Raw genomic sequence first — 14,572 nt, 5'->3', positions numbered from 1 at the left:
TTAGAAAAAAGTAAGGAGTTTTTATATGAGTTATAAACATCTTGGCATAGATGAAAGGATTTATATTGAGAATCAATTGAAATTTAAATTTAAAATTATTGAAATAGCTAAAAATCTTAATCGAAGTATTAGTACTATTATTCGAGAAATTAATAGAAATAAAGATAATAATCATTATTTTTCATTAATTGCACAAAATAAAGCTGAAAATCAAAAACAATCACATATTAGTTTTCATAAGTTTAAAAATAAGAATTTAGTAAAATATGTACAACAAAAATTACTATTAGGTTGATCACCTGAACAAATTTATGGCAGAATTAAAAATTTTCATAAAGAGTGAGTTATTAGTTTTAAAACAATTTATACTTGAATTTATTTTGGAATGCTTGATAAAGTTACTAGTAAAAATTTAAGAAGAAAAGGTAAAAAACGAAAATCTAAAGAAAATTGTGGCAAGTTTAATGATAAATCAATTAAAGAACGAGATATAAATGTTAATGATCGTATAACACTTGGTCATTGAGAAGGAGATACTATAGTATCATCAAGAGGCAAAAGCAAATCATGTTTAATAACTTTAGTTGAAAGAGTATCACGATTTACTTTAGCAATATTAGTTAAAAACAGAACTACTAAAGTTATTAATAAAAATGTCAGTTATTATTTATCAATTCTTCCTAAAAATATTGTTAAAACTATTACTTTTGATCGTGGCAAAGAATTTTCAAATTGACAACAACTTGAAAAAAATTTAGATGTAAAAATTTATTTTGCCAATCCATATTCACCTTGACAAAGAGGTACTAATGAAAATACTAATGGTTTAATTAGAGAAAAATTTCCTAAAAAATTTATTTTTTCAAAAACTAATAAAAATGAAGTTCATAAATTTATATTGTCTTTAAATCAAAGACCGAGAAAAATATTAAATTATCTTTCACCAATCGAATATTTGGATAGAAAAATAATTTAGTTGCACTTACCTTTACAATTTAGCAATTTAAATAATGAACTTGGTTTAGTAACACATGAAAATGGAAATACAGTAATTGAAGTTTTAAATATTGATAGTATAGAAAAAAAATATGAAATAAAAAATAGTGTTTATGAACAAATAATGCAAATACAGAAATTTAATATTTTATCTTTTTTAAATGAAAATAAAATTGATTATTTAAGTTGATAATCTTCTTGTTAACTTAAAAAACAATAAAAAACAATTTAAAAATGCATCTTAAAGATGCATTTTATTGTTATTTTAAAAATTAAAGCTTAAAGCAATTATTAAATAATTGCTTTAATTTTAGTAGCAATAATATCAATAGCTACAGTATTATGAAAATCAAAAGGAATAATAATATCAGCATAACGTTTAGTTGGTTCAACAAAAGCATCATGCATAGGTTTAACAGTTAATGCATATTGTTGTAAAACACTGTCAAGAGTACGATTTCTAAAACTAACATCTCGTTTAATTCTTCTTAGTAGTCTAGTATCACTATTAGTATCAACAAAAATTTTGATAGTAGATAATTCACGAGGTTTTTTAATAATCTGTGTATCTTTGTTTTGCAAAGTACTAGTTCAGATTAATTCTATCTTTAAATTTTATCATAAAATGAGCAATTGCTGTATTTCAATTTTGAATGGGCATTGTTCATTTTTTTGTTATATTTTCAATTGCTAAATAAAATATTTTGAAAACTGCCATATCATTTGGAAAAACTTTTTTATTTCTGATGACTTTTCGTAATTGACTATTAACAGATTCAATAGAATTTGTAGTATAAATCACTCTTTTGATTTCTGGAGGATAACTAATAAAAATCATTAAATTATCTCAATTTTTATATCAAGATTTAACAATTTGAGGATAGTGTTTATTTCATTTACTTTCAAATAATTCTAAAGCTTGCATTGCTTGTTCTTCACTACATGCATTATAAATTGGCTTTAAATCTGTAACTAGTGATTTTCGATGTTTGTATGAAACATATTTTAAACTATTTCTGATTTGATGAACTATACATAATTGATGTTCAGTTTTAGGATAAACTGATTGTATTGCTTCTGACATGCCTGTTAAGTTGTCACTACAAGCAATAAGAATATCATTTAAGCCACGATTTTTCATTTCTGTGAAATTTGCTAATCAAAATTTAGCGCCTTCATTTTCACTAATTCATAAACCTAAAACATCTTTTTTACCTTCTAAATCAACACCTAAAGCTATATAAACTGATTTGTTAATAATGCGTTTATCTTGTCGTACTTTAACTACTATACAATCAAAATAAACAATGGGATAAATGCCTTCTAATGGTCTATTTTGTCATGCTTTGACATCATCAATCACATCATCAGTAATTTGACTAATAACACTTTCACTAATATCAGCACCATGATATAACTCTTGTAACTGCATTCTAATATCTGATAATGTCATACCTTTTGCATATAAGGAAAGAACTTGTTGATCAAAACCATCAAATCTTCTCTGTCTTTTTGGCACTATTACAGGAGTAAAATTACTATTACGATCTCGTGGTACATCAATCTCAATTTTACCTTGTTGAGTTATTAATTTTTTTGAACTTATACCATTACGAGCATTGTCACTATTACTATGTTGATTTTTTTCATATCCTAAATAATTTTGCATCTCAGAATTCAACATTTTTTCAACTAAACGTTTTGTTAATTCTTTATATAAACCCCCTTCTTTAAAAACTGTTGTTAAATCTTCAGTATTTTCTAATAATAAATCTACTGCTTTTGATATTGGATCATTATTATTAAAGTTATCTTTTTTAGCCATCTGTAACTCACTCTTTCTAGTCATTTAATTATATTTACTAGAATTAATTAAACATAGTTATTTTTGTAAGTTACACAGATTACTAAACATTACCTAATTCACGAATAATAGGATTTTCTAAAGCAAAAATACCATCCAGAATGATAACATCACCCGGACCAATAATCTCAGTGTTTTTACTGCGACTATTGATTTTAAAATCATAAATAGGCTCTTCAATAGCATTGCCAAGTAATAATTGTTCTAAATTAGTTTTTTTTCTTTCTTCAACTTTTAAGTTACTAAGGTCATGATAATAATTATCCATTTGTACAAAAATGACATTTTTTTTATTACAAGCTTCAGTAATTTTTTCTGCTACTGTTATTTTTCCTGAAGCACTGCCGCCAGCGATAGCGATTAAATTAATTTTTTTATATTTCACATTTATCTCCTAAAATTTAAGATTGAGTTATTTTATCAAAGTATGATTGTAAAATAATAGCAGCAGCCAATTGATCTTTAACTTGTTTTCTTTTATTTGAAGAAACATTAGATTTAATTAATATTTGCTGCGAAGAATAGGTAGTTCTTCTTTCATCTTGTAAAACAATATTTAGTTTATCATTATTTTGTGTTAATTTAAATTTATCAATAAAATTTAAAACAATTTTTGCTCTGAGGCTGACTGTGCTATCCATGTTTAAAGGGTAACCAAAAACAAGAATATCAGCATCATATTCTTTAATAGCATTTTGGAGTTGGATAATAGCATTATTAAAATCATGCTCTGGGAAACGAATAGTTTTTCAAGAAAAAGCAATTTTTCCTTCACCACGAGCAAGCCCTAATGTTTTACTACCTAAATCAATGCCTAAATATTTCATAATTTTATTATACTTAATATTTTTTTTAATTTTAATAATATATTAATTTGCTGAATTATACTTGTAAGTGCAAGTAAATAAAATTGCAAAAAATTCTCATATAAAAATTTCATAATGCTAAATTTAGTTTAGAAAAAAGTAAGGAGTTTTTATATGAGTTATAAACATCTTGGCATAGATGAAAGGATTTATATTGAGAATCAATTGAAATTTAAATTTAAAATTAGTGAAATAGCTAAAAATCTTAATCGAAGTATTAGTACTATTATTCGAGAAATTAATAGAAATAAAGATAATAATCATTATTTTTCATTAATTGCACAAAATAAAGCTGAAAATCGAAAACAATCACATATTAGTTTTCATAAGTTTAAAAATAAGAATTTAGTAAAATATGTACAACAAAAATTACTATTAGGTTGATCACCTGAACAAATTTATGGCAGAATTAAAAATTTTCATAAAGAGTGAGTTATTAGTTTTAAAACAATTTATACTTGAATTTATTTTGGAATGCTTGATAAAGTTACTAGTAAAAATTTAAGAAGAAAAGGTAAAAAACGAAAATCTAAAGAAAATCGTGCCAAGTTTAATGGTAAATCAATTAAAGAACGAGATATAAATGTTAATGATCGTATAACACTTGGTCATTGAGAAGGAGATACTATAGTATCATCAAGAGGCAAAAGCAAATCATGTTTAATAACTTTAGTTGAAAGAGTATCACGATTTACTTTAGCAATATTAGTTAAAAACAGAACTACTAAAGTTATTAATAAAAATGTCAGTTATTATTTATCAATTCTTCCTAAAAACATTGTTAAAACTATTACTTTTGATCGTGGCAAAGAATTTTTAAATTGACAACAACTTGAAAAAAATTTAGATGTAAAAATTTATTTTGCCAATCCATATTCACCTTGACAAAGAGGTACTAATGAAAATACTAATGGTTTAATTAGAGAAAAATTTCCTAAAAAATTTATTTTTTCAAAAACTAATAAAAATGAAGTTCATAAATTTATATTATCTTTAAATCAAAGACCGAGAAAAATATTAAATTATCTTTCACCAATCGAATATTTGGATAGAAAAATAATTTAGTTGCACTTACCTTTACAATTTAGCTTAAAAAAATTATTGTTATAATGCTTCTTTTTTATGTATTTTATACTGATTTGTGTAGTTTAATAATTTTTTGAGTTGTTCATTAGTTGCAGTTGAAAGTGAAAGTATTGAAATAAAATATAAGTATTTGTTTTCTATTAAATCTTTTCTAACTTTATCAATTTGTTTTCAAAAATCTTCGATTTCTTCTTTGCTTAAATTTTCATCATTAATGATGAAATTACCATTAGTGTCTATTTTTGTTAGTGATCTACTAGCAATTAAGATTGGTCTGATTTTTAAATTCATAATTTTTAAAATTACATCTGTTACTAAGTTATTGTTATCGGAAGTTAATAATAATTGTTTACTTTCATCAAAAGTATTTTTAATACTTTTAATTGCTTCAGAAACTCTTCCTTCGGATTTATTTACTAATATTGAACTTGTCAAAATTATAAAAAAATTTCAGGCAATTTTTGTTGGTTTTTTATTAATTCCACTTTCTGATTTTAGAAATTTTTTAAATAAATTTATATCAACATCTCTAATAAATATTTCTTTAAAATATTTTCTTAGTTTTATTTTTAATTCTTTTTTCGTTCCTATGATTTGACTAAAATCATTTGAAGAAAGTATTCTTTTAACTTTGTTTTTTTGTTTATAATTTAATAAAAATTTTATTAGTAAAAACATTAAAAGTAATATAAAAGAAATAAGTAAGCTAGAACCAGAAATAACACCTATTCAACTAAATACTTCATTTTGACTCAATTTAATTTTCCTTTCAAATAACATGAAATATGATATTGATATTTAATCTTAATTATACATAGACATAATAAAAAATAAATATTTATTAAGTGTATTTTACAAATTTTTGAATATGTGAAAGGGTCACCCCTAAGTTGCAAAAAACAATGTTTTAAGTTAGTAAGGAGACTCTTTTTATGACAACAAAAAACAATGTTTTAAGTTAGTAAGGAGACTCTTTTTATGACAAGATATAGTAAGGAACTAAAATTAAAAATAATAGAACAATATTTTGCTGGTAAATATGCCACAACATTAAGCAAAGAAAATAAAGTTAGTAGAAAGATAATTTATATTTGATTTATAGCACCTAATTTACTAAAACAATCTGATGATAGCATTAGTTTTAGTGTTAATAAACCATTAGAAAAAATTGCTTTAGATATTAGTGAATTTAAAATTAATAATCAAAAATTATATTTATGAGCATTTGTTGATTTTTATTCACGAAAAATAGTACATCACCACTGATTTAAAAATCAAGAAAAATCACATCTTATAAAATCTTTAAAAAAAGCTAAATTGTAAAGGTAAGTGCAACTAAATTATTTTTCTATCCAAATATTCGATTGGTGAAAGATAATTTAATATTTTTCTCGGTCTTTGATTTAAAGACAATATAAATTTATGAACTTCATTTTTATTAGTTTTTGAAAAAATAAATTTTTTAGGAAATTTTTCTCTAATTAAACCATTAGTATTTTCATTAGTACCTCTTTGTCAAGGTGAATATGGATTGGCAAAATAAATTTTTACATCTAAATTTTTTTCAAGTTGTTGTCAATTTGAAAATTCTTTGCCACGATCAAAAGTAATAGTTTTAACAATGTTTTTAGGAAGAATTGATAAATAATAACTGACATTTTTATTAATAACTTTAGTAGTTCTGTTTTTAACTAATATTGCTAAAGTAAATCGTGATACTCTTTCAACTAAAGTTATTAAACATGATTTGCTTTTGCCTCTTGATGATACTATAGTATCTCCTTCTCAATGACCAAGTGTTATACGATCATTAACATTTATATCTCGTTCTTTAATTGATTTACCATTAAACTTGCCACGATTTTCTTTAGATTTTCGTTTTTTACCTTTTCTTCTTAAATTTTTACTAGTAACTTTATCAAGCATTCCAAAATAAATTAAAGTATAAATTGTTTTAAAACTAATAACTCACTCTTTATGAAAATTTTTAATTCTGCCATAAATTTGTTCAGGTGATCAACCTAATAGTAATTTTTGTTGTACATATTTTACTAAATTCTTATTTTTAAACTTATGAAAACTAATATGTGATTGTTTTCGATTTTCAGCTTTATTTTGTGCAATTAATGAAAAATAATGATTATTATCTTTATTTCTATTAATTTCTCGAATAATAGTACTAATACTTCGATTAAGATTTTTAGCTATTTCACTAATTTTAAATTTAAATTTCAATTGATTCTCAATATAAATCCTTTCATCTATGCCAAGATGTTTATAACTCATATAAAAACTCCTTACTTTTTTCTAAACTAAATTTAGCATTATGAAATTTTTATATGAGAATTTTTTGCAATTTTATTTACTTGCACTTACAAGTATAATTCAGCATTTTCAAATACCATGATTCATATGTAATAAAAATACATTTATATTTTTGAATTTTTGTCTTTTAAAATAAACAACTTTTAAAATTTTAAATACAGTTTCAACAATTGCATTTTGATATGAAGCATAGCCATCTGTCATGCTTAATTGAATATTATTTTTTAGCATAATTTCAATAATCATGAGTTCTAAACTGTATTCCGCGATCAGTATAAACGATTGTATTATGCAAATTATATTTATTAGACATGTTTGCTGAATTATACTTGTAAGTGCAAGTAAATAAAATTGCAAAAAATTCTCATATAAAAATTTCATAATGCTAAATTTAGTTTAGAAAAAAGTAAGGAGTTTTTATATGAGTTATAAACATCTTGGCATAGATGAAAGGATTTATATTGAGAATCAATTGAAATTTAAATTTAAAATTAGTGAAATAGCTAAAAATCTTAATCGAAGTATTAGTACTATTATTCGAGAAATTAATAGAAATAAAGATAATAATCATTATTTTTCATTAATTGCACAAAATAAAGCTGAAAATCGAAAACAATCACATATTAGTTTTCATAAGTTTAAAAATAAGAATTTAGTAAAATATGTACAACAAAAATTACTATTAGGTTGATCACCTGAACAAATTTATGGCAGAATTAAAAATTTTCATAAAGAGTGAGTTATTAGTTTTAAAACAATTTATACTTTAATTTATTTTGGAATGCTTGATAAAGTTACTAGTAAAAATTTAAGAAGAAAAGGTAAAAAACGAAAATCTAAAGAAAATCGTGGCAAGTTTAATGGTAAATCAATTAAAGAACGAGATATAAATGTTAATGATCGTATAACACTTGGTCATTGAGAAGGAGATACTATAGTATCATCAAGAGGCAAAAGCAAATCATGTTTAATAACTTTAGTTGAAAGAGTATCACGATTTACTTTAGCAATATTAGTTAAAAACAGAACTACTAAAGTTATTAATAAAAATGTCAGTTATTATTTATCAATTCTTCCTAAAAACATTGTTAAAACTATTACTTTTGATCGTGGCAAAGAATTTTCAAATTGACAACAACTTGAAAAAAATTTAGATGTAAAAATTTATTTTGCCAATCCATATTCACCTTGACAAAGAGGTACTAATGAAAATACTAATGGTTTAATTAGAGAAAAATTTCCTAAAAAATTTATTTTTTCAAAAACTAATAAAAATGAAGTTCATAAATTTATATTGTCTTTAAATCAAAGACCGAGAAAAATATTAAATTATCTTTCACCAATCGAATATTTGGATAGAAAAATAATTTAGTTGCACTTACCTTTACAATTTAGCAAGATAAAAACTATGAAAGAGGCTTTTTAGTAATCTGTGTTTCTTTGTTTTACAAAGTACTAGTTCAGATTAATTCTGTCTTCAAATTTTATCATAAAATGAGCAATTGCTGTATTTCAATTTTGAATGGGCATTGTTCATTTTTTTGTTATATTTTCAATTGCTAAATAAAATATTTTGAAAACTGCCATATCATTTGGAAAAACTTTTTTATTTCTGATGACTTTTCGTAATTGACTATTAACAGATTCAATAGAATTTGTAGTATAAATCACTCTTTTGATTTCTGGAGGATAACTAATAAAAATCATTAAATTATCTCAATTTTTATATCAAGATTTAGCAATTTGAGGATAGTGTTTATTTCATTTACTTTCAAATGATTCTAAAGCCTGCATTGCTTGTTCTTCACTACATGCATTATAAATTGGCTTTAAATCTGTAACTAGTGATTTTCAATGTTTGTATGAAACATATTTTAAACTATTTCTGATTTGATGAACTATACATAATTGATGTTCAGTTTTAGGATAAACTGATTGTATTGCTTCTGACATGCCTGTTAAGTTGTCACTACAAGCAATAAGAATATCATTTAAGCCACGATTTTTCATTTCTGTGAAATTTGCTAATCAAAATTTAGCGCCTTCATTTTCACTAATTCATAAACCTAAAACATCTTTTTTACCTTCTAAATCAACACCTAAAGCTATATAAACTGATTTGTTAATAATGCGTTTATCTTGTCGTACTTTAACTACTATACAATCAAAATAAACAATGGGATAAATGCCTTCTAATGGTCTATTTTGTCATGCTTTGACATCATCAATCACATCATCAGTAATTTGTGACTAATAACACTTTCACTAATATCAGCACCATGATATAACTCTTGTAACTGCATTCTAATATCTGATAATGTCATACCTTTTGCATATAAGGAAAGAACTTGTTGATCAAAACCATCAAATCTTCTCTGTCTTTTTGGCACTATTACAGGAGTAAAATTACTATTACGATCTCGTGGTACATCAATCTCAATTTTACCTTGTTGAGTTATTAATTTTTTTGAACTTATACCATTACGAGCATTGTCACTATTACTATGTTGATTTTTTTCATATCCTAAATAATTTTGCATCTCAGAATTCAACATTTTTTCAACTAAACGTTTTGTTAATTCTTTATATAAACCCCCTTCTTTAAAAACTGTTGTTAAATCTTCAGTATTTTCTAATAATAAATCTACTGCTTTTGATATTGGATCATTATTATTAAAGTTATCTTTTTTAGCCATCTGTAACTCACTCTTTCTAATCATTTAATTATATTTACTAGAATTAATTAAACATAGTTATTTTTGTAAGTTACACAGATTACTAAACATTACCTTATGAAATTAAACCACCAATTGCTTTCACACTAGGTGGATCAATTGGTGTTATTTGTGCTTACTTAAGTGTATTCTTATTATTACAAAATGGTCTTGGCTTAAATAAAGAACAATTTATTAATATCCTACTATGATTAATTATCGTAATAATTTGATATACATCTTCTTCACTAATAATTACATCAGTAAAAAATTTACGTAATTATAAAAAACAAAAATCACATCAGAAATTAATTATTGACTCTTAAACATAATAAAAGGTTGTTAGTTAACAACCTTTTATTATTACTACTTAAATTTTATTATTGCTAAAATCATCAATTCCTTTTTTAATAATATTAAATACTTGCTTTGATAATACATCAGTAGATAATTTAATAAATTCACTTGGTTCAATTGCCTTATGAAAAATAAGATGAATATCTTTTTTGCCTTTATATTTTCGATCAAAAATTTGATAAGAATTAATAATAGTAACAGGAATAATTGGTACATAAGATTGATATGCCATATTAAAAGCACCTGCTTTAAATTCTTGCATTTCTTGTTGATGACTTCTTGTTCCTTCTGGAAAAATCATCATTGTACGCGGAATTCTAATTAATTCCTTTGCTTCTTGAAAAGTCGTAATGGCTGTGCGTGGATTATTACGATCAATAAATAAAACATCAATTAAAAAAATAAATCTTCGTGCGAAATGGCTTTTTTTTAATTCTTCTTTTGCAATAAAACCTAAAGGTGCATATAAACTATAATCATTTACTGATAATACTAATAATGGATCAAAATTTGATTGATGATTGGCAACCATTACACAACCTTTTCTTTTTGGTCAATTTTTAATGTTATGAACGGTTAATTTAATATTATATAATCATTTAATATAACGCACACGTTTTTTCAATCAAATATATCGTTTTGCTTCAGAAACTAAACTTGGGTCTTTTAATACCTTTCTTGTCATTGAACCTGATTTACTATAAGTTTGTAATAAATAAGGTCAAGTTAAAATTGCTTTTCAAATGTTCATTATTATTATTTTTCCTTTCTTTGATACACATTCGCTACAAATTCTGCAAATTCTGTTGTTTTGATTAATTTAAAATCAGAAAAATTACTAACAGGAAATAAAAGATCACCATTATATAAATTTTTAATGACTGAAACATATAAATAATCAGCATAATCTCATGCCTGCTTATAAATTTCAGCACCACCAATAATACAAATATCTCTTTTTTTATTACCTTGATATTGTTTTAAATATGAAATAATATCATTTGTGAAAGTAATATTATTATCATTTAGAAATTGTTGATAACGTTCTTGATGATTAGTAACAACTATATTGTAACGATTTTTTAGTGGTTTGCCAATACTTTCAAAAGTTTTTGAACCCATTAATACATTTTTATTTAAAGTAATGCTCTGAAAATATTGCATTTCTTCTTTAATTTTTCAGGGCAATTTATTATTAAAACCAATTACCTTTTCTTTGGTCATTGCTCAAACTAAAATTACCATTATACTGCAACCTGACCTCTAATCAACGGATATGGATCATATTGTTCTAATTTAAAATCTTCAAATTTAAAATTAAATAAATTAGTAATATTTTTATTAATAACTAAAATTGGCAATGATTTTGGTTTTCTACTTAATTGTTCATTAATTTGTAAAAAATGATTACTATAAATATGAGCATCACCTAAAGTATGAATAAATTCTCCTAACTGATAGCCACATATTTGTGCTAACATTATTGTTAATAATGCATAAGAAGCAATATTAAAAGGAACTCCTAAAAAAATATCTGCACTACGTTGATATAATTGACAAGATAATTTTTTATCATCAGAAACGTAAAATTGAATTAAAGTATGACATGGTGGTAGTGCCATATTCTTAATTTCTGCAGGATTTCATGCTGATAAAATGTGTCTTCGTGAAAAAGGATTGTTTTTTAAATTTTCTATTAACTCCTGCAATTGATCAACACCATTAAAATTACGTCATTGTCTACCATAAACAGGTCCTAAATCACCAAATTCAAGAGCAAATTGATGATCAGTTTTAATTTTTTCAACAAATTCTTCTAAAGTTTCATTTTGATATTTTTTACTTTCCATAAATTTCTTATAAGGTCACTCATTTCAAATTCTAACATTATTTTTAACTAAATATTCAATATTAGTATCACCAGCAATAAATCATAATAACTCATGAACAATAGAAGCAAAATGAACTTTTTTTGTAGTTAATATGGGAAAACCTTTTTGTAAATCAAAACGCATTTGATAACCAAAAATAGAAACAGTACCAGTGCCTGTTCTATCAGCTTTTTTATATCCTTTTTCTAAAACATATTGACATAAATCTAAATATTGTTTCATAATCATTACCTCTTTCATAAATCAAATTAAATCAATTATATTTTAACAAAAAATATTTTTTTTCTAAGTTTTAATTTTAGTTCCTTACTATATCTTGTCATAAAAAAAGTCTCCTTACTAAATGCTAAATTGTAAAGGTAAGTGCAACTAAATTATTTTTCTATCCAAATATTCGATTGGTGAAAGATAATTTAATATTTTTCTCGGTCTTTGATTTAAAGACAATATAAATTTATGAACTTCATTTTTATTAGTTTTTGAAAAAATAAATTTTTTAGGAAATTTTTTTCTAATTAAACCATTAGTATTTTCATTAGTACCTCTTTGTCAAGGTGAATATGGATTGGCAAAATAAATTTTTACATCTAAATTTTTTTCAAGTTGTTGTCAATTTGAAAATTCTTTGCCACGATCAAAAGTAATAGTTTTAACAATGTTTTTAGGAAGAATTGATAAATAATAACTGACATTTTTATTAATAACTTTAGTAGTTCTGTTTTTAACTAATATTGCTAAAGTAAATCGTGATACTCTTTCAACTAAAGTTATTAAACATGATTTGCTTTTGCCTCTTGATGATACTATAGTATCTCCTTCTCAATGACCAAGTGTTATACGATCATTAACATTTATATCTCGTTCTTTAATTGATTTACCATTAAACTTGCCACGATTTTCTTTAGATTTTCGTTTTTTACCTTTTCTTCTTAAATTTTTACTAGTAACTTTATCAAGCATTCCAAAATAAATTCAAGTATAAATTGTTTTAAAACTAATAACTCACTCTTTATGAAAATTTTTAATTCTGCCATAAATTTGTTCAGGTGATCAACCTAATAGTAATTTTTGTTTTACATATTTTACTAAATTCTTATTTTTAAACTTATGAAAACTAATATGTGATTGTTTTCGATTTTCAGCTTTATTTTGTGCAATTAATGAAAAATAATGATTATTATCTTTATTTCTATTAATTTCTCGAATAATAGTACTAATACTTCGATTAAGATTTTTAGCTATTTCACTAATTTTAAATTTAAATTTCAATTGATTCTCAATATAAATCCTTTCATCTATGCCAAGATGTTTATAACTCATATAAAAACTCCTTACTTTTTTCTAAACTAAATTTAGCATTATGAAATTTTTATATGAGAATTTTTTGCAATTTTATTTACTTGCACTTACAAGTATAATTCAGCATATTTTTTCAAAATTAATAAAAACATTACACAACTCAGCAATTTTTTCTTTTCACTCTACCGATAAAAACTGTTCTAAATTTTCTTCTTGTATAATTTGTTTTCAAAAATTAATCGCATTATTGGGAAGTTTTAATTCAGGAAAAAAGTAATCAAAATTAATTCGTGCTTGTTCTTGTTTAAATTTTATAATTTCAAAATATTGTTCTGGAAATGATTCTTTAACTATATTTTTTAATTCAATAATTAAGTTATGTTCTTCATTAAAAATTTGCTTTTCTTTTTCAATTCATTGTCATGAATTTTTTAAACTTTCTAATAAAAATTCATCAAATACTAAAAACTTTTTATTATTATAAAGAAAAACTAACTCTTGATAAAGATGATGAATAATATTTAAAAAGCAAAATAATGAATCTGCTTTAATTAAACTATTAAAAAATATAGTAAGGTCATCACTATTAATTGTTTTTATTAATTGTTTGCAATATTTTTTTTCTATTTTTGCACTTGTAATCTTAGAAGTTATTTCTTTTCTAAAATCCTTAATATTTTTTTGCTTTTTATTATCAGAACCTATTTCTTGACTTTCTGTAGGCACTTTTTTACATCCTTTCAAATAAAAAACCCATTTATTTTATTAAAAATAAAACAATGGGCTTGAAAAACATATTTTTTTAAATTTTTTATTTTAAATTTTCATTAAAATAAGCAAAGGAACAATTCTAAAATAAATTAATTATAATTTATTTGAAAAAGTTAATTAACAATTTCTAAAATCTCTTGTTAATTACCTATAATAATGCATATAGTTTATCTCAAATATTTGAGATAACTATTGCTAAATAATAGCATGTATAAAATGTATTGCAAATAATATACAAAAATCATACTTTATATTACATTAATTTTATTAATTAAAATGATAAATAAAATCATATTCAATTAACTTTAACACTTTTATTATGAAATAAATTTTATTTTGTAAATAAAATATTTTATAATAAAAATACTATTTATATATAGAATAGGGGTTACATAAATCCAC

The 14,572-nt window shown here is 23.3% G+C and carries 16 protein-coding genes and 2 pseudogenes; 5 read left to right on the top strand and 13 right to left on the bottom strand.

Annotation, left to right across the window (positions count from 1 at the left end):
• Positions 1-25 precede the first annotated feature (25 nt).
• Both AACK95_RS01455 and AACK95_RS01450 read left to right on the top strand, forming a co-directional pair.
• Entirely contained in the window at positions 26-976 is a 951-nt protein-coding gene (locus AACK95_RS01455) for an IS30 family transposase (protein WP_338980475.1), read from the top strand.
• A complete protein-coding gene (locus AACK95_RS01450; RefSeq protein ID WP_338980474.1) occupies positions 977-1,189 on the top strand; it encodes a hypothetical protein in 213 nt (70 codons plus the stop codon).
• Positions 1,190-1,287: 98 nt separating this feature from the next.
• Here AACK95_RS01450 and AACK95_RS01445 read toward each other — a convergent pair.
• The 4 genes and pseudogenes from AACK95_RS01445 to ruvX all read right to left on the bottom strand — a co-directional run.
• Positions 1,288-1,551, bottom strand: a pseudogene (locus AACK95_RS01445) (uridine kinase); the annotation flags it as partial.
• Between the two features lie 31 nt (positions 1,552-1,582).
• The gene (locus AACK95_RS01440) at positions 1,583-2,821 is read right to left on the bottom strand and encodes an IS256 family transposase (protein ID WP_338980946.1); all 1,239 of its coding nucleotides are present in this window, start codon (positions 2,819-2,821) and stop codon (positions 1,583-1,585) included.
• A gap of 82 nt (positions 2,822-2,903) precedes the next feature.
• Positions 2,904-3,245 carry a hypothetical protein gene (locus tag AACK95_RS01435; RefSeq protein ID WP_338980472.1) on the bottom strand — a complete coding sequence of 114 codons (342 nt, stop codon included), beginning with the start codon at positions 3,243-3,245 and terminating at the stop codon, positions 2,904-2,906.
• Positions 3,246-3,261: 16 nt separating this feature from the next.
• Entirely contained in the window at positions 3,262-3,687 is a 426-nt protein-coding gene (ruvX, locus tag AACK95_RS01430; RefSeq protein ID WP_338980471.1) for a Holliday junction resolvase RuvX, read from the bottom strand.
• Positions 3,688-3,840: 153 nt separating this feature from the next.
• Between ruvX and AACK95_RS01425 the strand changes: the two genes are divergently transcribed.
• Positions 3,841-4,791 carry an IS30 family transposase gene (locus AACK95_RS01425; protein WP_338980470.1) on the top strand — a complete coding sequence of 317 codons (951 nt, stop codon included), beginning with the start codon at positions 3,841-3,843 and terminating at the stop codon, positions 4,789-4,791.
• 39 nt (positions 4,792-4,830) lie between these two features.
• Here the strand turns inward: AACK95_RS01425 and AACK95_RS01420 are convergent, their stop codons facing one another.
• A complete protein-coding gene (locus AACK95_RS01420; RefSeq protein ID WP_338980469.1) occupies positions 4,831-5,490 on the bottom strand; it encodes a hypothetical protein in 660 nt (219 codons plus the stop codon).
• Positions 5,491-5,790: 300 nt separating this feature from the next.
• Between AACK95_RS01420 and AACK95_RS01415 the strand changes: the two genes are divergently transcribed.
• Positions 5,791-6,135, top strand: a complete 345-nt coding sequence (locus tag AACK95_RS01415) for a hypothetical protein (RefSeq protein ID WP_338980467.1) — start codon at positions 5,791-5,793, stop codon at positions 6,133-6,135.
• 12 nt (positions 6,136-6,147) lie between these two features.
• On the opposite strand, the gene AACK95_RS01410 is transcribed toward AACK95_RS01415, so the two are convergent.
• Both AACK95_RS01410 and AACK95_RS01405 read right to left on the bottom strand, forming a co-directional pair.
• The gene (locus AACK95_RS01410) at positions 6,148-7,098 is read right to left on the bottom strand and encodes an IS30 family transposase (RefSeq protein ID WP_338980463.1); all 951 of its coding nucleotides are present in this window, start codon (positions 7,096-7,098) and stop codon (positions 6,148-6,150) included.
• Between the two features lie 72 nt (positions 7,099-7,170).
• The gene (locus AACK95_RS01405) at positions 7,171-7,383 is read right to left on the bottom strand and encodes a hypothetical protein (protein WP_338980465.1); all 213 of its coding nucleotides are present in this window, start codon (positions 7,381-7,383) and stop codon (positions 7,171-7,173) included.
• 175 nt (positions 7,384-7,558) lie between these two features.
• Between AACK95_RS01405 and AACK95_RS01400 the strand changes: the two genes are divergently transcribed.
• The gene (locus tag AACK95_RS01400; protein WP_338980463.1) at positions 7,559-8,509 is read left to right on the top strand and encodes an IS30 family transposase; all 951 of its coding nucleotides are present in this window, start codon (positions 7,559-7,561) and stop codon (positions 8,507-8,509) included.
• Positions 8,510-8,592: 83 nt separating this feature from the next.
• Here AACK95_RS01400 and AACK95_RS01395 read toward each other — a convergent pair.
• The 6 genes and pseudogenes from AACK95_RS01395 to AACK95_RS01370 form a co-directional block, all read right to left on the bottom strand.
• A pseudogene (locus AACK95_RS01395) lies at positions 8,593-9,833 on the bottom strand (IS256 family transposase).
• A gap of 388 nt (positions 9,834-10,221) precedes the next feature.
• Entirely contained in the window at positions 10,222-10,893 is a 672-nt protein-coding gene (locus AACK95_RS01390; protein WP_338980461.1) for a lysophospholipid acyltransferase family protein, read from the bottom strand.
• Between the two features lie 71 nt (positions 10,894-10,964).
• The gene (locus tag AACK95_RS01385; RefSeq protein WP_338959497.1) at positions 10,965-11,453 is read right to left on the bottom strand and encodes a dihydrofolate reductase; all 489 of its coding nucleotides are present in this window, start codon (positions 11,451-11,453) and stop codon (positions 10,965-10,967) included.
• On the bottom strand, positions 11,453-12,322 hold the full coding sequence (thyA, locus tag AACK95_RS01380) for a thymidylate synthase (protein ID WP_338980460.1): 870 nt from the start codon (positions 12,320-12,322) through the stop codon (positions 11,453-11,455). The genes AACK95_RS01385 and thyA overlap by 1 nt, the downstream gene beginning before the upstream one ends.
• A gap of 147 nt (positions 12,323-12,469) precedes the next feature.
• The gene (locus tag AACK95_RS01375; RefSeq protein ID WP_338980459.1) at positions 12,470-13,420 is read right to left on the bottom strand and encodes an IS30 family transposase; all 951 of its coding nucleotides are present in this window, start codon (positions 13,418-13,420) and stop codon (positions 12,470-12,472) included.
• Positions 13,421-13,492: 72 nt separating this feature from the next.
• Positions 13,493-14,125 (bottom strand): hypothetical protein, encoded by a 633-nt coding sequence (locus AACK95_RS01370; RefSeq protein WP_338980458.1) that lies wholly within the window; start codon positions 14,123-14,125, stop codon positions 13,493-13,495.
• Between the last annotated feature and the right edge of the window lie 447 nt (positions 14,126-14,572).

The organism is Spiroplasma endosymbiont of Lasioglossum malachurum (genome assembly GCF_964020065.1).
Lineage (GTDB): Bacteria > Bacillota_I > Bacilli_A > Mycoplasmatales > VBWQ01 > Spiroplasma_E.
This window is presented reverse-complemented; position numbering and strand designations above follow the sequence as displayed.